Origin of the sequence: Caulifigura coniformis (assembly GCF_007745175.1) — a bacterium.
GTDB classification, from domain to species: domain Bacteria; phylum Planctomycetota; class Planctomycetia; order Planctomycetales; family Planctomycetaceae; genus Caulifigura; species Caulifigura coniformis.
This window is the reverse complement of sequence record NZ_CP036271.1, coordinates 5356499-5379342: the sequence shown is the minus strand read 5'-3', so window position 1 is coordinate 5379342 and position 22844 is coordinate 5356499. Positions and strand designations below refer to the sequence as shown.

Annotated in this window: 17 protein-coding genes; 12 read left to right on the top strand and 5 right to left on the bottom strand. The window is 64.3% G+C overall.

Going from position 1 to position 22844, the window contains the following annotated elements; all coding sequences use genetic code 11:
• Positions 1–114: 114 nt before the first annotated feature.
• On the bottom strand, positions 115–3132 hold the full coding sequence (locus Pan44_RS21595) for a BamA/TamA family outer membrane protein (RefSeq protein WP_197453546.1): 3018 nt from the start codon (positions 3130–3132) through the stop codon (positions 115–117).
• A gap of 788 nt (positions 3133–3920) precedes the next feature.
• On the opposite strand from Pan44_RS21595, the gene Pan44_RS27540 reads away from it, so the two are divergent.
• Positions 3921–4097: a hypothetical protein gene (locus Pan44_RS27540; RefSeq protein ID WP_197453545.1), complete on the top strand. Its 177-nt coding sequence runs from the start codon at positions 3921–3923 to the stop codon at positions 4095–4097.
• Positions 4098–4468: 371 nt separating this feature from the next.
• Complete coding sequence (locus Pan44_RS21590) at positions 4469–5314, top strand: hypothetical protein (RefSeq protein ID WP_145033796.1); 846 nt, start codon at positions 4469–4471, stop codon at positions 5312–5314.
• Positions 5315–5418: 104 nt separating this feature from the next.
• Here Pan44_RS21590 and Pan44_RS21585 read toward each other — a convergent pair whose 3' ends face one another.
• Complete coding sequence (locus Pan44_RS21585; protein ID WP_145033793.1) at positions 5419–5754, bottom strand: hypothetical protein; 336 nt, start codon at positions 5752–5754, stop codon at positions 5419–5421.
• A 391-nt stretch (positions 5755–6145) separates the two neighbouring features.
• On the opposite strand from Pan44_RS21585, the gene Pan44_RS21580 reads away from it, so the two are divergent.
• The 5 genes from Pan44_RS21580 (at position 6146) to Pan44_RS21560 (ending at position 11805) form a co-directional block, all read left to right on the top strand.
• Positions 6146–7606, top strand: coding sequence for a sulfatase (locus Pan44_RS21580; RefSeq protein ID WP_145033789.1), 1461 nt, complete (start codon positions 6146–6148; stop codon positions 7604–7606).
• Positions 7607–7795: 189 nt separating this feature from the next.
• Positions 7796–9031: a peptidase T gene (gene pepT / locus Pan44_RS21575; protein WP_145033786.1), complete on the top strand. Its 1236-nt coding sequence runs from the start codon at positions 7796–7798 to the stop codon at positions 9029–9031.
• Positions 9032–9183: 152 nt separating this feature from the next.
• Positions 9184–10410, top strand: a complete 1227-nt coding sequence (locus Pan44_RS21570) for an AraC family transcriptional regulator (RefSeq protein WP_145033783.1) — start codon at positions 9184–9186, stop codon at positions 10408–10410.
• A gap of 120 nt (positions 10411–10530) precedes the next feature.
• Positions 10531–11439 carry a polyprenyl synthetase family protein gene (locus Pan44_RS21565; protein ID WP_145033780.1) on the top strand — a complete coding sequence of 303 codons (909 nt, stop codon included), beginning with the start codon at positions 10531–10533 and terminating at the stop codon, positions 11437–11439.
• A 72-nt stretch (positions 11440–11511) separates the two neighbouring features.
• Positions 11512–11805, top strand: coding sequence for a hypothetical protein (locus Pan44_RS21560; RefSeq protein ID WP_145033777.1), 294 nt, complete (start codon positions 11512–11514; stop codon positions 11803–11805).
• A gap of 17 nt (positions 11806–11822) precedes the next feature.
• On the opposite strand, the gene Pan44_RS21555 is transcribed toward Pan44_RS21560, so the two are convergent.
• Positions 11823–12602 carry a HesA/MoeB/ThiF family protein gene (locus Pan44_RS21555; protein ID WP_145033773.1) on the bottom strand — a complete coding sequence of 260 codons (780 nt, stop codon included), beginning with the start codon at positions 12600–12602 and terminating at the stop codon, positions 11823–11825.
• An 88-nt stretch (positions 12603–12690) separates the two neighbouring features.
• Positions 12691–15225 carry a DUF1559 domain-containing protein gene (locus tag Pan44_RS21550; protein ID WP_145033770.1) on the bottom strand — a complete coding sequence of 845 codons (2535 nt, stop codon included), beginning with the start codon at positions 15223–15225 and terminating at the stop codon, positions 12691–12693.
• A 523-nt stretch (positions 15226–15748) separates the two neighbouring features.
• Between Pan44_RS21550 and Pan44_RS21545 the strand changes: the two genes are divergently transcribed.
• The 5 genes from Pan44_RS21545 to Pan44_RS21525 all read left to right on the top strand — a co-directional run bounded on the left by Pan44_RS21545 (position 15749) and on the right by Pan44_RS21525 (position 21862).
• Positions 15749–18304, top strand: coding sequence for a hypothetical protein (locus tag Pan44_RS21545; RefSeq protein WP_145033767.1), 2556 nt, complete (start codon positions 15749–15751; stop codon positions 18302–18304).
• A 151-nt stretch (positions 18305–18455) separates the two neighbouring features.
• Complete coding sequence (locus Pan44_RS21540; protein WP_145033764.1) at positions 18456–18851, top strand: YraN family protein; 396 nt, start codon at positions 18456–18458, stop codon at positions 18849–18851.
• 49 nt (positions 18852–18900) lie between these two features.
• On the top strand, positions 18901–19305 hold the full coding sequence (locus tag Pan44_RS21535) for a VOC family protein (protein WP_145033761.1): 405 nt from the start codon (positions 18901–18903) through the stop codon (positions 19303–19305).
• 253 nt (positions 19306–19558) lie between these two features.
• Positions 19559–20824 (top strand): BBP7 family outer membrane beta-barrel protein, encoded by a 1266-nt coding sequence (locus Pan44_RS21530; protein ID WP_197453544.1) that lies wholly within the window; start codon positions 19559–19561, stop codon positions 20822–20824.
• A gap of 72 nt (positions 20825–20896) precedes the next feature.
• The gene (locus Pan44_RS21525) at positions 20897–21862 is read left to right on the top strand and encodes an NAD-dependent epimerase/dehydratase family protein (RefSeq protein WP_197453543.1); all 966 of its coding nucleotides are present in this window, start codon (positions 20897–20899) and stop codon (positions 21860–21862) included.
• Between the two features lie 109 nt (positions 21863–21971).
• Here Pan44_RS21525 and Pan44_RS21520 read toward each other — a convergent pair whose 3' ends face one another.
• A complete protein-coding gene (locus tag Pan44_RS21520) occupies positions 21972–22763 on the bottom strand; it encodes a hypothetical protein (RefSeq protein ID WP_145033754.1) in 792 nt (263 codons plus the stop codon).
• Positions 22764–22844: the final 81 nt, after the last annotated feature.

Below are 22844 nucleotides of genomic sequence, written 5' to 3'. Positions count from 1 at the left end.
TGAAGAAGTCGCAGCACGCCCCTGGAGGTCAGCAGACTTCCAGCTTCCTCATCAGTCTCACTTGCCCGATCAACGATGGCAAGCGCAAGCGGTGGCCGCAGCGAGTCGCGGCTGTCAGTTCGTGAAGCCGACGTAGAAGCTGAAGAGGCGGCGGTTGTCTTCTTCTTCGTCCATGAGCGGCACGGCGAAGTCGAGGGCGATGGGCGCCGGGCCCATGGCCGGGATGGTGAGGCGGAAGCCGAAGCCGACCGACAGGCGGAAGTGCTTCAGCGTCACGTTCTCTTCGACGGTTCCGAAGTCGGTGAACCCGACCACGCGGATATTGTCATCCGCCGTGATGGGCAGCATGTACTCCAGGCTGCTGAGCGACATGAAGTTGCCACCGACGCGGTCGCCGGTGTCGCGGGGCGTGACGCCGCGGAAGGCAAAGCCGCGGAACGACGAGTAACCGCCGGCGTAGTAGCGTTCGAAGATCGGAGTGTTGTCGCCGGTCCAGCCGAGTTGCGTGCGGAACGACAGGATGTGCTTTCCGAAACCGTCAGGCCGTTCGTAGGTCGTGAAATACTGGCTGAACGACGTCTCGAGCCGGGGATAGATGAACTCGCCGAATCCCTGCTCGTACGAAACATCCCACAGGTGACCATACGTCGGCATGAAGGCCGAGTCGCGGCTGTCGTGCGCGAGTTTCACTTCGGCAGTCGACAGGAAGTTGTCTCCCTTGACGTCGATGAGGTCCTGCGGCGCGGGGAGGTTGAAATCACGGATGTCGACGTTTTCAAGCCGCAGCGCCGTATTGAACGACCAGTAGCGGGAAAGCAGCCGGCCGACGCTGATGCGTCCACCGAGCCGGTCTTCCGTCCACTCGTTGTAGAAACGGTTGTAGTAGAAGCCGCTGACGCCGAGGCTGTAGTCCGTCTGCATGAAGAACGGATCCTGCCAGCTGGCGAGATACCGGCTGACCTGGTTGCCCGGCATCGCTTCGAGGCGGAAGCTCTGGCCACGACCACGGAACGCCTGGCCGTTGACGATATCGGCCCACGAGCGCGGCGGACGGAGGATGTCGAAGTTGTCTTCCTGGATGGTGAACTGGCCGATCAGACCGGCGTCGCTGTTCACGCCGACGCCGAACATCAGGCGTCCGGTACGGCCTTCGGTGACGTCGATGTTCACATCGACGAAGCCGGGCTCGCCGGGCGGACGGCTGAAGGAATCGCCGAACGGATCGCCCTGCGGCGAAACTCCGCCGAAATAGTTCTGGGGAACCTGCTGGCCGTACTGATCGATGCTCTGGCCGCGGGCGACGTCATGGGGCGACTGGGCCCGGACGACCATGAGGTCTTCGTCGCCGAGCGAAAAGATGGCTTCGGGATCGATCGAGTAGATTTCCTGCTGCCGCCGGAACGCGGTTCGCGTTTCGGTCGTGCTGAGGGCGACCGCCTGCTCAACGCCGGTGGGCTGGCGGCCAACGGCCGAGGCGGGTTGAACGCTGGCGAACTGCGCCGAGGGCCGGCGGGGGACGCTCGACTGCGGCGGGACCTGGGGCTGCGGACGACCGACGGACGACATGGGATTCGCCGGCGCGACGGAGTGCCCGGCCGCGGCATTGGCAGCGGGCGTGTGTCCGGCGGGGGCGATGCCGGGAGTGGCATCAATGCGGATGCTTCCCCCCGTCGTCTCGGGAGGGAACGCCGCGGTCCGCGGACGGGAATCGAGCCACGGAGATGGTTCGTAGTCGGCGAGAAACTCGTCGAGAGGCGATTCGTCTTCGACGCTCTGGCCAAGCGCGATGGAGCGATGCGGGCGATAGATTTCGGCGTTCGCCTTGACGACGTCGATGTTCGGCGGCTCGGCCTTGTCCCAGAACGCGCTTCCCTGAAGGCGGTTGCGAGCGAGTCGGACGTCTTCTCCGCTGGCGAGCCGGCCCGGCTTCAGGAACGGGTTCACCTGGTTGCGGACGACGTACTCCTGCGAATGGGGATGGTCGCCGCGGACGTGGACGTTGATCGAGCCGATGCGGTAGGGCTGGTCTTCATCGATCTGGTAGACGATGTCGACATGCCCGGGCTGCTCGAGGAACCGGGGCGTGGGCTGAACCTTCGCGAAGAGTCGTCCGAGTTCGTCGTACTTGCCCTTCATGTGCTCGACGTCCTTTCTCAGGAATCGAGCATTGAACATGTCGCTGGGCTTCAGGTGCTGTTTCGCGAACAGGGCGTTGCGGGGAACGACGGCGTTCCCCTGCACTTCGATGTTCCGCACCTGGTAGCGCACGCCTTCGTGCACCTTGAAGACGATGTAGACCTTCCCTTTTTCTTCTTCCTCGCGGACCTCCGGAGTGACCTTCGCGTCAAAGTAACCAAGGTCGTTGTAGTATTTCGTTACCGTGTACGCATCGGATTCAACTTTGTAGGGATCGTAGTCGCCACCGAGCCACCAGAGGATGACCCGCTTGGTCTCGAGCCTCACCTTGAGAATCGCGTCGCTGTAGTCCTCGTTGCCTTCGAACGAGATGCCCCAGACCTTGCTCTTGGCGCCTTCCTTGATGGCGAAGACGACGTCGCGGTCGGTCGGGTTGCCGCCTTTCTGGAGGACGACTTCGGCGTGGCGGTATCCCTTGTCGCGGTAGATCGACCGGATGCGTTCGACGCATTCCTTGTTGGTCGCAACGTCGAAGGCGTGCCCCTTCATCAGTCCGAGATGGGCTTCGAGTTCGCGGTCCTTGACGTGTTCGTTCCCGAGGAAATCGACCGAGTTGAGGATCGGGCGTTCGATGACCTTGAAAACGAGGACCGGGCCGGCGTCCGTCATCCGGATGACGGGATTGATATTGAAGAACAGACGCGTGCGGGCGAGCGCGTTGACGTCTTCTTCGACCTGGTGAACGGAGGCCGTCCGCTTGGGGCGGCAGCGGATATGCGGTTCGATCGCGTATTCGGGGATCGTTACGTTCCCCTCGATCTCGATGGCGACGAGAGGCTTGTCGAGAAGTTCCCGGCTGACGGGGAGATCTTCCACATCGGAGGGGAGTCGCTCTGCTGCGGGCGGGCTCAGGAAATCGCCGGCCGTCGCAGGAGCATTCGGATCGTCAGAGTCGTCGAGCGACAGCACCATCGGCTGGCTGGCCGCATCGGGCATCCGCCTTGGCTGCGGAAATCCCCCACCCTGCCCAATTACCTGGGAGGAGAAACTCAGCACCAACCCCAGACCCGTGGCCACTGTTTTCCAGTGGCTTCGCCGCGATTTGCAGGGCAGGCGGGGCATGAGGGGCGAGGATCAGTGGAACCGCAACCGGCGCCTGAGACGTGACGTGGCGTCCGGAGAGCAGCGTGAGGGGAATGTGGCGGGGGGATGTATCGCGCCGAAAGCAATTGAAGCAAGACGAATTCGGACGACCGCCCGCGATGCCGAAGTTGCCGGGCTGTACGGCAGAATCTGCCGGTCGCGGCGCCGACCTTTGGACAAACGGCACATCGCCGGACCGGCCGAAGTGCAGTTTTGACATCAGGGTCGGTCGATTCCCAGGTGGAGCGGGCCGGCCGGCGGGCGCCTGACGGCGTCGGGAATTCCGTGGCTCGCCGAGACGCGGTTCAGGGGGCCACGGGGCCGCTGAGCCGTCGCAACCGCGCCCGTGGCCAGAATTTGCGACGTCATTTCCACCGGTCGGGTTCCGGCAGGGCCGCATCCGGCGCGGAGAGCTGGAATTCAAGTCGACGGCGGCTGGCAGCCGATCAATACACACCCTGCAGGAGACCGCTGCGCCGCGGCATGGCGCATGCTTGAGAAACCTCTGACTCAAGCCTACGATTTCCAATGTGGAAGTCCTGCCTCTCGAGGCAGCCTGCTCTTTGTCAATCAACGGTGTCACACCGCGACTCCCCGTCGCGATACGAGGTCCGCCCGAGTCTGGTTTTCAGGAGACGGCAATGGTCGCTTCAGCAATGCTTTCGCGCGAAGCAGAAATCGACCCAGTTGAAGAAATGCGGCTTCGAACGTGGGCACGTCGAAATTATCAGCCGCATCAGCAGGAACGGGACACCGAATGGCATCCCGTGATTCTTGACGAGATGCGCCGCAAGGACAGCGAGAAGAAGTTGAGCTGATTCGACGGCCCCTGCGGGACGCCACGCCGTCCTGTCAGGAGACTCGCCGCGTGGACCGGCGGCCGAGATCGGTGTGACGACTGTGATGTGAAGCCCGAGCCAGGATTGCCCGGGCTTTTTTATTGCCAGGACGAGTCTGAAGCGCGGGTGACCCCATTCTGCCCGCCTGCCTGCAGGTCAGTTCCCTTCGCTGACGTCGCCGCGCTGCTGCGCGGCGTTCTCCGGTCAGACTTGCCGGTCCCGGCGCTTTGAGACGGCCGCCGGTGAGAAGCGTCTTGCCGGTTCGAGAAGGAGATGGGTACGGTCGAACTCCCTCCGCGCGATGGGTTCACCACGCGCCTTCCTCGAAAACCCTTCTGACGGTTCGTCCCTTGTTGACTCGTTTCTTCTCGCAGGCGATTGCGTGCCTGAGCCCCTTCGGGCTGGTGGTCGTTCTCTCGGCCTGGATCGCGGGAGTGGCGACGGCCCAGGATCTCCGCGTCTATACGACGGTCCGGAACCTGACCGACAAGCGGGCGAATCCTCCCGTTCTCGCGGAGAGCCTGACGCTGTTCCACGCGGGGCGTGTCTACGACTACATGGAAAATGTGGGCGAAGTCGTGATCTTCGAGCCGCTCGAAAACAAGTTCACGATTCTCGGCCCGGACTACATCGGTACGACGGTGACGTTCGCTGAGATCCAGCAGTTTCTGAGCAAGTCGCGGAGCGAAGCGGAACGCGTGCTGGGCGAGACACAGGCCGACGCGTCTTCGCGCCGCCTGGCCGCCGCGCTGCGGGCCCAGTTCTCGCCGAAGTTCAAAGAGCATGCCCGAGCCGACAGCATCAAGCTGGTCGGGGACTCGCTTACGTATGACATCACGACGGCCTCGGCCCCGAAGGATGCCGCGTGGGAGAAGTATCTCGACTACGCGGACTGGGCAGCGCGGCTCAATTTCGTGTTGCACCCGAAGTCGCTGTATCCCGACTCGCGTCTGGAAGTGAATAACGCTCTTCGGAAAGTCCGGAGGCTGCCGGTGACCGTCGACCTGACCGGGCGACTCGATGAGCGCGAACTGCACCTGCGGGCCGAGCACCGCTACGGGTGGGAGCTGCAGTCGATCGACCGCCAGTTCATCGACCAGTGGAACACGCGGCGGGACGCGAGAGACGTCAAGTGGGTCGCGATCCACGAGTACCAGAACCTGCTGGTGTCGAGAAAGACCGCCTCGGCGCGCTGACCGCGACTGTCCCGTTCACAACGGCCCGTTCAAAACAGAAGGCCCGCCGGTTGACCTGGCGGGCCTTTTTCATTGCGTCGTCATCGAACGGTCGCGGAGGTCGCTCAGTTCGAGGGCGGGGTCGCCGGAGCGGCGGCGTCGGCAGCCGGCGGAGTGGCGGGCGGGGTCGCCGGGGCGTCAGCCGGGGGAGCGGCGGGCGGGGTCGCCGGGGCGTCAGCCGGGGGAGCGGCCGGCGGGGTCGCCGGGGCGTCAGCCGGAGCTGCAGCGGGCGGGGTCACCGGAGCGCCCTTGGCGGCCGATCCCGCTTCGGGGGCGCCGAGGTTTTCGGCGGGCGGGGTCTCCGGAGTGGTCGGGGCCGGAGCAGGAGGCGGGGTTTCAGCGGGGCAGCCAGCTGCGAACAGCGCCAGGGCCAGAGCTGCGGAAAGGCGGGTGCGAGTCATGAATCAGTCTCCTCAGTTGTGGGTGATACGGATGGCGCCGCAAGAACAGCGGTCCTCAGGCTTGAGGCCCGAGACGTTCCGTGTGTCCGTCCCCCACGGACCTCTCCGACGGGGTTACCGGCTACCTTCACGAGTCTTCTGCCGCGGCCCGCTTGTGACCGCAGCGTTCGTCCGGAACTCAGCCGGACGTCTCTCTGCCATCGTAAACCGGGAAACGTGCAAACTGAAGCGGCAGGCGGTTGTTTCCGGTCGAGTGCGATCGAGCGGCCGGCCCAATCCCGCTAACCGGCAGCGTCGCTGTCATTCCAGGCGAGTGTTATCGTGCAACGGGGCGGCTTCGACTGCCGGAACGCCCGTTGATCCCCGTACTTCCACCACCTGGAGAGCCGCGATGTCCGTTCGCTTCGCCGTACTCGCGTTTCTGCTGCTGGCCGGTCCGGCCCTGGCCGCTGATCCCCCGCGCCCGAATGTCGTGTTCATCCTCGCAGACGACCTTGGATATACCGACGTCGCCTGCTTCGGGAGCAAGTACTACGAGACGCCGAATATCGATCGCCTCGCCGCGCAAGGCCTGCGATACACCCATGGGTACACCTGCGGGCCAAACTGTCAGCCGACGCGGGCGGCGCTGATGACGGGCCAGTATGGCCCGCGGACAGGCATCTACACCGTCGGCAGCACGGACCGGTTCGACACCACCTCGCGGCCTCTCGTTCCGGTTCCCAACGTGGTGGACCTGGATCTCGCGAAAACGACGGTCGCGGAATCGATGAAGAAGGCGGGCTACGCGACGGCCATGTTCGGAAAATGGCATCTCGGACAGCGCGACGGCTACCACCCGTCACAACAGGGCTTCGACGAAGCAATCGTCAGCGCAGGCAAGCATTTCAATTTCAACACGAGTCCGAAAGTCGACGTGCCCGAAGGGGCCTACCTTGCGGACTTTCTCACGGACAAGGCGGTCGACTTCATCGAACGGAACAGGACGAAGCCGTTCTTCCTCTACCTGCCGCACTACGGAGTGCATTCTCCATACCAGGCCAAGGAAGACATCATCGCCCGATTCAAAGACAAGGCGGCGGTCGGAGGCCACCACGATCCAACCTATGCGGCGATGATTGCCAGCGTCGATGAAAGCGTCGGCCGCGTGGTCGCGAAGATCGATGAACTGGGCCTTGGAAAGAACACGCTGATCATCTTCTCGAGCGATAACGGCGGTGTCGGCGGCTATTCCAGGGCCGGGGTGTTCAAGAATACGGGCAAGGGCGAGATCACGGACAATGCTCCGCTGCGGGGCGGAAAGGGAATGCTGTACGAGGGGGGCGTGCGGGTGCCCTGGGTCGTCCGGTGGACCGACACGATCAAGCCGGGCTCGGCCTCAACGCAGCCAATCCTGAGCGTCGACCTGCATCCGACGCTGCTTGAATTGAGCGGCGGCGTGGCGCCCGACAACCAGCCGCTGGATGGCGTCAGCCTTGTCGCGAGTCTGAAGTCGGGCGGCGAGAAGCCACTGGGCCGCGAAGACCTGTTCTGGCATTTCCCGGGATACCTGGGCGCGGCGGGAAACAGCTGGCGGACGACTCCGGCGAGCGCGATCCGGCATGGCGACTACAAGCTGATCGAGTTCTTCGAAGATGGTCGGCTCGAACTGTACGACGTCGTCAAGGACGCGGGGCAGGAGAAGGATCTTGCAAAAGAGAAGCCGGACATGGTGAAGGACCTGCATGCCCGACTCGTGGCGTGGCGGGAATCGGTCAACGCTCCGATTCCGGAGAAGCGTGACGACTCGACAAAGGCCCCGGCCGCTCCAAAGAAAAAGGGGAAAGGAAAGAAGGCTGCCAAGGCCGCGTAAGCAGTCGTTGGTGGAACCACTTGCTCAATTCCACAGGCACTCGGGCCGTTCCAAAAGCGGCCCGAGTGCTTTTGCTTTTCGGGGGAGCGTCAACCTGTATCCCGCGCCGGGCGGGGCTATCCTGTGGCTCGCGACAACACGCGCCATTGGTTTCGCCCGCTGCGGCGTCAACGACAGGATTTACCGCCCGTGCCCACGCTCCTTGAACGCTTCCTGCGATACGTCCGCATCGATACCCAGTCCGATGAATCGAGCGAAACGTCGCCGAGCACGCTCAAGCAGCTCGATCTCTGCCGGCTGCTGGCCGAAGAATGCAAGTCCCTTGGCCTCGAAGACGTTTGCATCGCGGACAACGGGATCGTGATGGCGACGATTCCGAAGACGGTTGCTCATGACGCGCCGATGATCGTGTGGAACTCGCACGTCGATACTTCACCCGAGTTCTCCGGAACGAACGTCAAACCGGTGCTGCACTGGAACTACGACGGCGCCGACATCGTGCTCCCGGGCGACCGGAGCCGCGTCATCCGCGTGAAAGAGAACCCCGAACTCGCCTCGCTCGTCGGAACGACAGTGATCACCACCGACGGAACCACGCTCCTCGGCGGCGACGATAAGGCCGGAATCGCTGTCATCATGGCCGCGGCCGAAGAACTGATGGCCGACCGTACGATTCCCCATGGCCCTGTGCGGGTGCTGTTCACCGTCGATGAGGAGATCGGGCGGGGGATCAAGGGACTCGATTTCCAGAAACTCGGCGGGGTGTGCGGCTACACGCTCGACTCGGGCGGCAGCGCGCGGATTGATGGAGAGACATTCTCCGCAGACGGCGCGACGGTCACGGTCACCGGCATCAACACGCATCCTTCAGTCGGAAAGGGGGCGATGGTCAATGCGATCCGGATCCTGTCGGAGTTCGTGGCGCAGCTTCCGGTCGACCATCTCTCGCCGGAGACCACGGACGGGCGGGAGGGTTTCATTCATCCCTACGTCATCGAGGGGGGGGTGGCCAGGGCGTCTCTGCGGTTGATCCTGCGTGACTTCGATACGCCGAAGCTGGCGGACTACGCGGCGCTGCTGGAAGGAATCGCCGACCCGCTCCGGCGGAAGTATCCGAGGGCGACCATTGAAGTGGCAACACGCAAGCAATACCGCAACATGCGGGACGGGATGGAGAAAGAGCCGCGCGCCATTCCCAAGGCCGTCGAGGCCGTCAAGGCGGCGGGCCTCGAGCCGATTATGGACATCATTCGCGGAGGGACAGACGGCGCGCTGATGACTGAAGCCGGGCTCCCCTGCCCCAACCTGTCCTGCGGTCAGCACAATCCTCATTCTCCGCTCGAATGGGCAAGCCTCGACGAGATGGAGAAGGCGGTCAAGGTGCTTGTGCAACTGGCGATCGCGTGGGGCAAGGAGCGAGGCTGACCGGCCGCGGCCCAACATTCACGAGCATGTCCTCTTGCCGATTTGTGGATTCTCGCCCATCCTGAATGGCATACTCCGCGTGATTGCGTTGCTGAAGGTCCAGGCTGCACCTGGCCGGCGTCTCCGTGCACCCCGGAAAACCGAAGTCAGCCATGCTCGAGAGGGCTTCGCGAGCGAGATCCCGCCGACCGAGAATTGCGCTGCTGATCGAGTATTCGAACGGCTACGCCCGGGAATTGTTGCGTGGCATTGTCGCCTACGTTCGGGAGCACGACTCGTGGTCGCTTCTGCTGCCGGAGAATGAGCCCGGTTTCGACCCTCTGGCGCCCTTTCCCAAGCAGCGCGTGGACGGAATCATCGCGCGGGTCTTCGATCCGGCCCTGGGCCGGCGGCTGAGCACGTACGAGGTTCCGGTCGTGGACGTCAGCGGAGGACGGAACTTCAAGTTCGGGTCGTGGGTGTCGATCAACGACCGTCGTCTGGTGCGTCTGGGAATCGACCACCTGATCGAACGAGGCTTTACGCGGTTCGCATTCTATGGCGACCACCGGTTCCAGTGGTCGCATTACCGGGAGACGGAATTCAGGGACTACGCGAACGAGCTGGGGCTGGAATCGGCCACCTTCCAGCCTTCGACACCCCTCGCCAGGAACTATTCGTGGTCCCGCGCCGACCGCGAACTGCGGGCGTGGGTCGCTTCTCTTCCGAAACCGGTCGGAGTGCTGACGGGCGACGACCTCCGGGGGCAGCAACTGCTTGACGCCTGCCGGAGTGCTTCCATTGCTGTTCCCGAGCAGGTGGCGGTTGTCGGCGCCGACAATGACGAGCTCATCTGCGAACTGTGCGAGCCGCGCCTGTCGAGCGTTGTGCCGAATACCTTTCGCGGCGGTTACCTGGCGGGCCAGCTGCTCGATCGGATGCTGTCGCGAGGCCGGGGAGACTCTTGGGAGGGAATCGAAATCTTCCCCGAGCGGGTCGAATGCCGCGGCTCGAGCGACGTGCTGGCCTTCGAAGACCAGCTGGTAGCCCGGGCGGTGACGTTGATTCGCGAGAAGGCGGGGATGCGCCTGTCGGTGGAAGACCTGGCCCGGGAACTCGACGTATCCCGCAGGACCCTCGATATCCGATTCGTGGACGCGCTCCGGCGGACGCCGCATGACGAGATTACACGTGTGCGGATCGGGCGGGTGAAGACTTTGCTTCTGAGCACGTCGCTGCCGCTGTCGGTCATCGCGGCGCAAACCGGATTTGACCACGTCGAGTATTTCTGTGCCGCGTTCAAGCGCGAAGTCGGGGTGACCCCGGGAGCGTACCGCAACTCGCACGGAGTTTCCGCGGCCGGGCTGGGCAACGCGCTTCCGGCTGCGGAAAAAGCCTGATCGACAGCGAGGCTGGCGACTGGCCATCTCCCTTCAGAATGCGGCCGCCCGCGGCGATCTGCCTCGCACTCGCCAGCGGGCGACTGAAACGCTAGCTTGCCGCCTCTTGTGGGAAGAGTGATGAGCAATGCTGCCGCTGAGATCCGCTGGCTCCTCGAAGAACATCTCCCCCCATTGCGCGCGTCGGTCGAAGCGGCGCTGGGGCGGACGCTGGCGCTGAGCGCTCATTGCCCGGCAATCCTCCGGGAATCGATGCAGTACAGCGTTGCCGCGGGCGGCAAACGACTGCGGCCGATACTGGTCCTGCTGTCCTGCGAGGCCTGTGGCGGCGAACTGGAGCAGGCGCTCCCCGCCGCCGCGGCGATCGAACTGATCCACACCTACTCCCTGATTCACGACGACCTCCCGGCGATGGATGACGATGATCTCCGTCGCGGTCAGCCGACGAATCACGTGAAATTCGGGGAAGCGACGGCCATTCTCGCCGGCGACGGCCTGCTGACGCTGGCGTTTGAAGTCGTCGCGGGGCTTTCCATCGCGCCCGATCGTGTGGTGGCGTGCATTCGCGAACTGGCCTCCGGCTCGGGCGCCGAGGGGATGGTGGGAGGACAGCAGGCCGACCTCGAGGCCGAGACGGGCGGGATTACCAGTGTGGATCACCTGGAATCGATCCATCGCCGCAAGACGGGGCGTCTGATCGGCGCCGCGCTGCGAATGGGGGGGCGAATTGCCGGCGCCGACGACAGCCGCCTCGCCGCCCTGACCCGCTATGGGGACGACATCGGCCTGGCCTTCCAGATTGCGGACGACCTGCTCGACCTGACCAGCACACCGGAGATGCTGGGCAAGGGAGTCCAAAAGGACGCCGGCCGAAACAAGCTGACATACCCCGGGCTGCTCGGAGTCGAAGAGAGCCAGCGACGGGCCGAGGCCCTGACGGACGACGCCGTTTCCGCCCTGCGGGAGGCCGGCCTCATGAGCCGCGGTCTCGAGGCGCTGGCCACGTACGTTGTGTTGAGAGACCGCTGACGGACGTCAGCGGAGCGGAGTTTTTTCCTGTCGGCAGCGCCCGGCGCTGCGAATGGAGTCACGGAGGCGACGATGGCGGATCATTCCGAGTATCAGAAGAAGATCATCAAGCGGTACTACGACAACCGCGACCAGCTCGATGAAACGAAGCTCGCCGAACTGGTGACGAGCCTGTACCTGGCGTCGACGGACAAGCAGCGCGACAAGCTGTGGACGACGGCCCGCGACGTGATGGAGCGGCTCGAAATCCCGCAGACACGCCTCAATCACGTCTGGGAACGCCGCGACCCGGCAATCCTGGCAGAAGTCGTCAAAGACCTGCAAAGCGGCGTGCTGCGGAAGAAGCCGAACAAGCCGGCGACGTGATCCGGCGTCTCCTCCGGTCACCCGACTGGTGAGAGGGCTCCGCAGACGCGGCAATTCGGATCGCGCTCGATTGAGAGCGTGCGGAAGGACATGCTGCGGAGGTTCATCGTCAGGAGGCGGCCCGTGAGCGGTTCGCCGACGCCCGTGATGCACTTCACGACTTCGGCCGCAGCGAGCGCCCCGACGACGCCCGACATCGCGCCGAGCACCGGGAACTCGCGTTTCCAGTGGACGGGGTCGTTGGGCCAGAGACACGCGAGGCAGGGAGTCTTTCCCGGGAGGACGGTCGTCAACTGCCCGTCGTAGTCGTACATCCCGGCTTCGACGAGCGGTTTGTTCGCCCGCACGGCCGCACGGTTCATGGCGTGCCGCTCGGCGAACAGCGGCGCCGCATCCACGACGAGGTCGACTTTCCCGACGAGGCGGTCGGCGTTCTCCTCGCTGACATTCTCGCCAACGGTCTCGATTTCGACGAGAGGATTGAGTTCACGGAGCCGGGCGGAGGCGGAATCGACGCGGGAGGTTCCCAGTGCGGGGGTGGTCATCAGGATCTGGCGGTTGAGATCGCTCGGCCGGATCGTTCCGGCGTGCGCCAGCAGCAGCTTTCCGATTCCCGCGGCCGCCAGATAGTAGGCGACAGTTCCGCCGACTCCGCCGATGCGTGAAATCAGGACCGATGTGTTCTTGAGTTTTCGCTGGCCCGGTTCCCCGTGGCCGTCAATCCACATCTGCCATTCGTAGCGGGCCCGCTCATCAGGCGTGAGCGCGGGCAGTTCTTCATCCGAACGGGAAGCCATCTCGAAAGCACTCATTCAGCACGTGCAGGGAACTGACAGAAAGCAGCCCGGCCGGGGAACTGGCCGGGCTGCCGCATGAGACCGCTCATCAGAAGTCGTCGACCGGCTCGCCCCCCGCGATCGTGCTGATGGCCTCCATGACCCTGGGATCGATCTTGTCGCTGACGAAGCGAACCGATCCATCGCCCATGCCGATGTTGGCGCCGCCGACCGAGACTCCGCCGATACCATCCGGACCGTTGATGTAGGGCTCTGTCGTCAGGGGCCGGATCGTTCCCGGGCCTCCCTGCGCCCAGGGAGCCGGCCGATTGGTTTCCGCAACCATTGCGGTATTGGACAAACCGTCGGTGACCTCCCGGAACGTTCGCGGCTTGTCATACGCGAAGATGCCGGCCTTGGGATTCTTCGCATCGAGCGTCGGTCCCTCAACACCGAGGCCGGCGATTCCGACATAGTTCGTTCCTCCGGGGGCGCCCCGTGGGACGCTGGGATGAAGGAACACTTCGACCTCCGTCGCGACAACGGCTTCGTTGGCTCCCTGATTCCAGCCCGCTTTGACATCGAGCTGGTTATAGAGGGCCGCCTGCTCCAGGTAGGGGAGCATCATCACCTGCCAGCTCAGGCGCTCTTCCGGCTTCAGCCCCGCAACCGGGACGGCGCCCGGGGGGAGGGCGTTGTGCGTGTCATAGTAGTTGTGGAGAGCGAGCAGGATCTGCTTCAGGTTGTTCTTCGACTGCGTCCGACGGGCCGCTTCCCGCGCCTGCTGGACAGCCGGCAGGACGAGCGCCGCCCCGACGCCGATGCCGGCGGTGCTCAGCAGCATTTCCGATCCCGGAAGCGAGTTGCGCGTGTAGTTTTTCGCGCCGTCGGCATCGACGGTTCCCACCGCGATGTTGGGGAAGAGGCTCGCGGAAACGAGTTCGGCCGGTGGAAGGTCCTCAGCTTTGAGTGGGAATTCGAATTGAGGGGCGGCCTGGGCCGTCGCCGTCTGGATCAATCCGAGCAGGAGCGGAGCCTGCCCGATCAGCCGGCCGTACATCATCGGAGCATCGCTGTACGAAAAGCTGGTCATCTTCTCCGGCATGAGTTTCAGCGCCTCGGCCGTGTCGCCATCCGGTTTCCAGCCCGGAAGCTTGCCATCGGTACGCAGCAGGGCCATTTCGACCGCCTGGGGCAGCAGCCCGACGTGGGCAAACTTCCGGTCGACGCAGATCGTCGGCACCACGATTGGCGCCTGGCGAATCCGCATCACCGACATCTCCCGGCCGTACTTCGTGACGGTTTCGAACGTCACCTGCCCCTGCGACGCCTGTGCGGCCAGGTCAAAGATTTTCTGCAGCGTGGCCCGGAAGCGCTCGGCGTCGGAAACCTGCAGAGAGAACTGCAGCGAATCGAGGCTTTGCGAGCCGCCGCCATCGGCGGCAAACGCCATCACTCCCTTGAGCGGTCCGAGAAGATCGTTGCGGATGGAGAACCCGATCTGGGCCTCGACCTGCGCGAGCCCCTGATCGAACTGTCCGATGGCGTTCGGGTCGACCTTTTCGGACATCGCCTTGAAAACGCCGACGAGCCGGTCGTATGCCGCCCCGGCATCAACCGACGAGGCCAGGATCGTGAACGGCTGCTTCGGCAGCGGAGGCAGATCGGAAATCGTGAACGTGGGCTGGTCGATGAGGCCCATCAGCCCCTTGCGGGGCCCCGGGGCGATGACGCGGGTCTCCGTCCAGGTGGCGCGGTCCCGGAAGCCCGAGCGGCTGACGACTGATTCCAGTGTGTCCACCCCCAGGATCGACAGGAGTTCATCGACCGAGATCTGCGCGCCACTCCGCGTGGGCGGAAGCGGCATTCCTCCAAACATCGCCTTCAGAGGCTTGAAATCGAGCCAGCCAATCCCGTTCTGAATGAAGTCGCGTTCGGCTGCTGGGTCACGGTAAAGCGGGTGCGAGGAGACGTTCTTACCCTGTCCGCCGAGTGCCTGGAAACTGACCTCGCGAGCGGGAGATTTTCCACCGGAGGTCGTCGCTACGTTCAGCACCAGGTGCCCGGACTTCTCGAACAGCGTGAACTTTGCCCCCATGGGGCCGTCCTCGCGGGAGACCATGATCCCGGCCGGTTTGCCGCCATCGCTGTACTCTTCGACGTGGAATTCGGGCTCATTGGCGAGCGCTTCCCGAAGCTGCCCTTCCACGAGAGCGCGAAAGGAGGCTCCCTGGTTGAGAACGACCGTGGCGCTGGCGGTCGGAGGCCCTCCGGCTGGAGGCTGCACGACGATCGACATCGACAGCCCCCGCTCGATCGCGTGATTCGCCAGCCCAATCATCTTGCCCAGCTGTTCGAATTCCTTGTCGGAGACGTTGCCTGCGGCCGACTGCTTCAAGCGTTCGGCCGCTTTTGTGAATGCCCCCATCAGGCCGGACTCATAGAGCGCGGCATATGCGGCGGTCTTCTTGAAGGCCGCGTCGTGCGCGACGCTGCCGTCAAACGAGACGTAGACGACGGATTCCGCCGGGTGCAGCAGGGCGCCTGAGCTTGCGGCATCGGGGGCGAAGCTCCATGCGATGCCGCTGATCGCAAGCGCCAGAACGCCTGCACAAACCCAGGTCCGTGGATGAGTCAAACGCATTTGAAGCACACTCCTTGAGCCAGACAGGTTCGCGTGACCGGCCCCCGCGAGAAAAGCCCTCTCCCCTGTGCGAATGCATCATGGGAGCCCAGACCGGCCACGCCTCCCAGTATGCAGTCTCGTTTCCCCAGCGGAAAGTGAGGCGGCGCTGTCCGGCGGCCGGGCCTGATGGCGTTCCTCTGCGGGTGTTTCTCCCGGGTCGGTCTCCGACGGCGCCGGACCGCCACGGACGAAGTTGAAAACCCGCCCGTCACCGGATCCCAGCTTGCCGACCGACGATTCGCGGCGGACAATGAATTCCTCATTTCATTTCGCATTTCATCGCAGTCCCGGTCGCATTGACCGTCTGTTATAGTTCTCAGCCATTGTGACCCGGGGGCACGTCCGCTCCTGGCCGAAGGTCCATCGGCGGCCTCGATTGGCCGCGGCGTGGCATATCGTTGCGACGTGGACTGACTGTCGCCGTTGGCGACGGCCGCGCGCTCGCGTGGAACTGCGACACTCGACTCAACGTCCAAGACCTATGGATTTTCGCACCTGCCCCGCCTGCAAGGCGTCCGTTCTGGAAGACGACGTCGATGAGTGCCCGTTCTGCGGCGCATCGATGAACGGAAAACCTGCGGCGAAGAGTCCGGCGCCTGCGGCCAAACCGGCCCCGAGCGGTCCGAAACCAGCCGCGGGCGGCGGCAAACCGGCTGCTGCTGAAACGAAGCCGGCGGCTGGGGCGCCGAAGCCAGCTGCAGGCGGCCCACGGCCGCCGATGGGACGTCCCGGAATGGGAGGGCGCGGCAATACGGTTGCCGACGAAGAGAACCCGTTCGACATCGACACGTCGGTGCTTCAGAAAGCGATTCCGGTCTCCCCGAAGGCGACGAAACAGCGGACGCTCGAAGTCAAATGTCCGATGTGTGAGACGATCGGCTTCGTCGCTCCTCAGCACCAGGGAAAAGGCGTCAAATGCGCCAACCCTGACTGCAAACATCCCTACTTCGACGTTCCCCTCCCGAAAAAGGAGTCGGCGGACGGCGGGCTAAAGAAGAAGAAAGGGATGTCGATCGGTCAGGTGATCGGCATTGTGGTGGCTTCGATCGCGCTGGTCGGCACGGCGCTGTGGTATTTCGTGGCGAGAGTCGCTCCCGAGGATCCCAACAACGTCGTCAACGTTCCGAAACCGCCCGGCCCGCCTGAGGATGAACCGAAGAAGCAGGCCCCGGTCGCGGTCAAACGCATCTCGCTGGACGAGATCCGGCAGGGCGCAATCAATGAACTCGTTCGCCTGGGCAGCACGCCCGACCCCAACCGCGGCCTTGCCTACCGCTTCCTTGCGGAATCGTATGCCGGTTCCGGACAGGCCCAGAAGGGGCTGGACGAACTGAAGAAGCTCGAAGGCTCGTCCCCCTACTTCCAGGTCGAACCGCTCGTCCGCCTGTATCTGCAGGCGCGAAAGACCAAGGCTCCCGATGCCGGCAAGTTTCTCGATCTGGCGCTCAAGGCGGCTGAAAACCTGCCAAAAGAGGGGCGGGCGCCGCTCGACGCCGCCAGTGCCCTGGCTGCTGCGCTCGTCCTCGCCGACCGCCTTCCCGAGGCGCAGGCGCTGACCCCGGCCCCCCGTCTCAGCGAGGGAAGAACTCCTGCCGAAGAAAGCAATCGGCTCGATTTCTCCATGCTCTGGACGGCCGCCGTGTATGGCAACATGTTTGATTTCCAGGTGCTGTCGGAGATCCCGGCCTGGCTGGCGTCGCCTCATCCGCAGCACGCGGCCGTGACGTGGATTCTCGCTTCGTGGGGCGAGTCTGAGAAAGCGCTCGCGTGGGCGAAGACGGCCGGAAGCGTCGAAGCGGTGGACGGGTCGCTTGCGGTCTGGGCCGCGCATCTTGGCATGACGGCGAAATCGACGTCGGAAGGGGTCCTCAAACTCGAGGCGGCGATCAGCGATGCCTCTCCCGCCGGTCAGAGCCGTGCCTGGGCGAACTTCGCCTACCAGCGCGCTGTCGCGGGCGATGCCGCCGGCGCAAAAGAGCTGATGGCCAAGGCTGACGCAGCACTCAACAGCATTCCCGCCGCCAGCCCGGTCGCGATGCCCACGGTCAGGCAGATCTACGACTCGCAGAGCATCTCCAACCTGGAGCAGCGCGAACGAGCCGGACTGCCCCACGCCGGCTCCCAGCGGTCGGCCGCGCTCGCCGCAGCCAATCTGGCGGTGCTCCACCTGAAACTCGGGGACAAGGCTCCCGTCGAAGCGCTGCTGATGAAGGGACTCGATTACGCCGAAGCGATTGCTCCCGCGCTGCCGCAGGTTGCGGCACTCAGGGCCCGTGAAAGCAATGCTCGTGCGATGGAAGCCGAACTCGACCGCGAACTCGGCCTGAAGGGGAACAAGACAAAGTCATTTACCGCATTGACCCAGTTCCGGCGGCAGCTGACCTACCTGGAAAAGGAATCGACCAAGCGGGACCAGTTCGAGCGCGAACTGATTCGCGACATCGCGTACCGGGGCGAACCGGGGCTGGCGTGGAAAGTCGTCCAGCAGCGCGATCAGCTCGATCCGCCCGAACGGCGTCCGATGCTGTCGCAGACGCCGCTGGCCTCTTACATCGCCGTGACCGCGGTCGCCCAGGGCGATACCGCGACCGCGAACGCCACCGGGAAGACCAAGATCGACGACAAGATCGACCTGGCGATCAACGGCATCGTGTTCAACATGAAATCGGGCAACTTCGCCGCCGCCCTGAACGAACTGAAAACGATCTACCGCGCGGGAACGTACGACCGTAACCGACTGGATATCGCGCTGTTGCGGCGAATCAGCCAGTTCCACACCTTCAAGAAGAACCCTGAGAAAGTGTTCGACCTGATCAAGGAACTTCCCGATCCGCAAGTCCAGGAGGCGGCGATGTATCTCATGGCGGCCCGCGCGGTCGTCGAAGACCAGGCGCCGGAACTCTACAAGCTGACGTCCCCCGACCGGATGCAGCGATCCCTAAGCTTCGTGGAGCGTGCGGCGCTGGCCCGCGGCTATGTGGCCGGCGTGGAGGCGGCCCCCAAGCCCCAGGCGGTCGCAAAGGATTCGAAGAAATGAGCGGGCTCTTGCGCCAAGAAAGGCTGGCCGGCGCAACGGCCTTCGCAATGCGTTCGCTGTCCGCCGCCAACCATTTCCCAGCGATCCGTGCCGTGACTTTCGGTCGGGAGAAGTCTGTCATCGACGTTGAGCACCGTGTCGGTGGTTCCCCATGAACCCTCGTGGCTGGCTCACGCGACTTCTCGGAGATGAAGGGGAGCGCATTGCGGCCCGCCACCTGAAGAGCAAGGGCTACCGGATCCTGGCGCGGCAGGCTCGAAGCCGCCTGGGCGAAATCGACCTCATCGCCCGCGACCGGGACGTGATCGTTTTCGTCGAAGTGAAATCACGTCGCGACCAGCGCGAGGGCTCGCCGGCCGAAGCGGTTGACCGCCGAAAACAGAGGAAGCTGACGCAACTCGCACTGGGCTGGCTGAAGACCCGGCGGCTCCTCGGGCATCCGGCCCGATTCGACGTGATCGCCATCCGCTGGGACGCCGACGGCAAACCAGACATCAAGCACGAGCAAAGCGCCTTCGACGCAGCCGATCTGGGGCAGATGTATTGATCGCCCTGCGGCGCAGCGGGTCCTCCCCTCGCCGGCTAAATTGGGCCGTATGGCCGCCCCCATCAAAGTCCGACAGATCGACCACGTCACATTCGTCGTGCGGGATCTCGAACGCTCCCGCGCGTTCTACGAAGGCGTGTTGGGGATGGAGTGCGTTTCGCGGCCTGCGTTCAGCTTTGCGGGCCTGTGGTTCCAGGCCGGATCTACCCAGGTCCACCTGATTCTCGAGCATCCCGAATCGGGCCCTGCCGGCGCGTCGCGCGGCGACGGGCTGGCGATCAGTCGCACGCACCACGTGGCGTTCGAGGTGGACGAGGCGAAGCCGGCGATTGAGAGGCTCAGGGAACTGGGCGTTCCGATCGTCTCCGGACCGAAATTCCGTCCGGACGGTCCGACGCAGTTCTATGTCCTCGATCCCGACGGGAATCTGATCGAGCTGTTCGCCGTCCGCTGAAATGCGGGCAGCGGTCAAGGGGAGTCGCCCAATCTCCGTGGCAACCGGCAGGACCGGCACAACCCCTCGAATTTCTCCAGATTCACCACAGTCGGGAATCGTTGCGACCGATAAAGCTGATACGGCCGTAGGTTGCGCGGGCGGGGAGTCCGCGCGTCGAACGCCAGAAGCGTATTGCCCCCCGTGTCAGACCTGTTGTGACTTGAATGTCGCGGCCTCCTTTTTCGCGTAATTTCAAGCAGGGACGATGACGATGCCTTGGCGGTTTTCGATGAGCCTGGCGACAGTCCTCCTGGCGGCGACCAGCAGCCTTGTGCGCGCTCAGGGTCCCATGCCTCCGCATACCTGGGGTCCGCCCCCGGGAAGCCAGGGAATGGTTCCTGCCTGTCCCCCCGGCGGGATGGGCCCGGCCTACTACGGCCAGGCGTGCCCTCCCGGGCGCGGAGGCGCTCCGTATCAGCCTGTCGATCCCGATATCTTCTACGACAGCGATTCGCAGATCGACCTCGTCATCCGCGAGACGATCCGTCGCAGCTGGATGCGGGTCGAGTTCCTGCACTGGAACATCAAAGACCCCGGCAATCATCTGCTGGGGGCCGAAACGGCCACCGTCGACCCGCGTGAGCCGTTCCCCGCGTTCGATCCCGGGAACATCCAGCGCGCCGGAGTGACGGCATTCGTTCCCACCACGGGCGACGTCAAATTCGACAGCCTGCCCGGGATGCGGTTGACGATCGGCGCCCCGACGGAGTGGGGAACGTTCGAGGCCGATATCTGGGCCATCATGAACGCCTCGACAACGCTCAGCTTCGATCCGGAGTTCGACGGTTTGACGGGATTGACCAACATTCCGGCCGTGACGCTGACCGTGAACGGAGGCCCGTCCGACACGCAGATGATCCTGTTCGACAACGGCTATGACGCCGAGCTTCGCAGCGGCATGTGGGGAACGCAGGGCAACTGGATCGGCAATCCCGTGACGCCGCAGAACACGCTGTGCCTCAGCCCGGTCGTCGGCCTGCGGTACATCAAGTTCGACGAAGAGCTGCGGATTTCGGGCAACGACATCGCCACGGGGACCAGCCCCCGGATCACCTCGAAGTCGAACAACAACTTCGTCGGTCCGCAGGTCGGTGTTCGGGCGTCACTCGATTCCAAGTGGATGTCACTGGGCCTTGAACCAAAAGTGATGCTCGGCATCAACCGCCACCAGGACAGCGTCCGGACGTCGCAGATCTTCGACGTCTCGAATCCGAACACGCTGTCGACAAATGAGGACACCGATTTCGCCCCGGCATTCAACCTGCCCGGCTATGCAAAGCTGCACCTGAGCGAGAACTTCTCGTTCTTCGCCGGCTACGAGCTGTTGTGGCTGTCGAATGCCACCCGGGCCACGGAACAGGTTGTCTACGATTCGCCGGCAATTTCGACAAATCCCGGCCAGATCCGCGTCAAGAAGCATCGCGAACAGGTCTACGCTCACGGCTTCATGGTTGGCGGAGAATTGCGGTTCCGCTGAGTCCGGCCGTGTCTACACTGGACAGACCGTCGCCGTTTTCTGGCGACGGTCTGTTTATTTCCGGAGTGAGTGATGCGAGTTCTTGTCACCGGCGGCGCCGGTTTCATCGGCAGCCACCTGATTGATGCGATCCTGGCTGCGGGCCACGAGGCCGCGGCGCTCGACGACCTCTCGTCAGGAAGCCCGGACAACCTCCCCTCCGGCGTCCCGCTGTTTCAGGTCGACGTCCGCGATGCGGGAGCGGTGCTGAAGGCGGTGACCGAATACAAGCCGGATGCCATCGCCCACCAGGCGGCCCAGATGTCGGTCAGCCGGTCGGTTCGCGAGCCACGCTTCGATGCGGAGGTGAACGTGGTCGGGCTGATCAACACGCTCGATGCCGCAGTGGCAACCGGCGCCCGGCGGTTCGTGTTCGCGTCGTCCGGCGGCGTGATGTACGGCGACGTGCATACGCCCGCGCCGGAAGAGACCCCGGCCGACCCGATTTCCCCTTATGGCATCGCCAAGATGGTCGGGGAGCGGTACCTGAACTTCTACGCCCGCGAACACGGACTGACCTGCACCGCCCTTCGGTACGCCAATGTCTACGGCCCGCGGCAGAATCCCCACGGCGAAGCGGGGGTCGTCGCGATCTTCTGTACGAAAATGCTGCAGGGGCAGGCCGGCACGATCAATGGCGACGGCCGCTACGTTCGCGACTATGTCTACGTGACGGACGTGGCGGATGCGAACCTGCGGGCACTCACCGTCGAGGGCCCGTCGTCCTTTTCCGTCTTCAACGTCGGGACGTCGATTCCGACCGATGTGAACCAGCTTTGCGCGGCCCTCGAAATGGCCTGCAGCGAGGCCCTGATGCGGCACGGCCGCAATTCCGCGGTTCCGCCCGCCGGTCATGGTCCTGCACGTGCCGGTGACCTCCGATCGAGCCTGGTCGCATACGATTCGATTCAGAAGCAGCTCGGCTGGTCTCCGCGGATGCCGCTCGACCACGGCATCGCCGAAACGGTGGAGTGGTTCGCGAAGAAGCTGCTGAAATAGCCGGCCGCCCCACCGGGGAACGCCCCGTGAGGCACGAGGAACGAGCACAAAAAAGAGCCGCGGGGCCTGACCCCGCGGCTCTTTGGAATTTCCTTCCCGGGCGTCCGACTTACTCGAGGCCGTCTGCCTTGCTGGAAAGGTCCTTGACGGCCTTCAGGAATCGCTGTTTCAGCGACATCGGCAGGTCGGCGAACTCTTCGAGCACGGCAGGGGTGAGGGTGCTGTTGCACTTCTCCAGCGCCGCGGTGATCCGCTTGAGGTTCTGTTCGGTCGACACGGCCGCGGTGCGTGAACTGGCTTCGGGCACCGGGCCCCGTGCTCCTTTGCCGAAGGGAGCATATTCCTCGGGTTCGCCCGACTGGCGGGCGACGGTCGACGCCATCGCGACCGGCTCACGCTCCCCGGCCTCGCGGGGACCACGTTCGGACGGACGGCCAATCGACTCGCTGCCGTCGTCGTAATCGCGCACCGGGCGTGACTCGGCCGACATGAATTCGACGAGCGGGTCGAACGGAGGAGCTTCGTCGCCGGCGGCCTCGGTGAGGTCTTCGCCGTGCTGAGCACGGCGCCAGGCACGCATCTCGACGATGGTGGCCTGCATGTCGTCGGCCCAGCGGAGACACTCGGCCGCGTCGTCCCAGGTGAGGGCGGTGTAGAAATGCGACCATTTCAGGTTCTTGTACTCGTCCTTCACGTCGCCGAACGTCTCGGCAACGCGGCGGCGCTGGTAGACCTGGTCGCCGCTGAGGCCGATCAGGTTCCCGAAGTCGCCGTCCGTCCGCCCCTTGGCGTAGCGCTGGGTCCACTGGGCGGCGCATTCCCCGACGGTCCAGCTGCAGTTCGAGAGCGCCGCCTGGGCGCGGCCGACCAGATCTGCTTCCGATTCACGAATTTCTGACACGCAACGTCTCCGCCCCGCAGGGGTTTTGCTTCAGATGGGTGCGGCTGGCGTCGTCGGTGACGCTCCAGAACCGCCGATTGA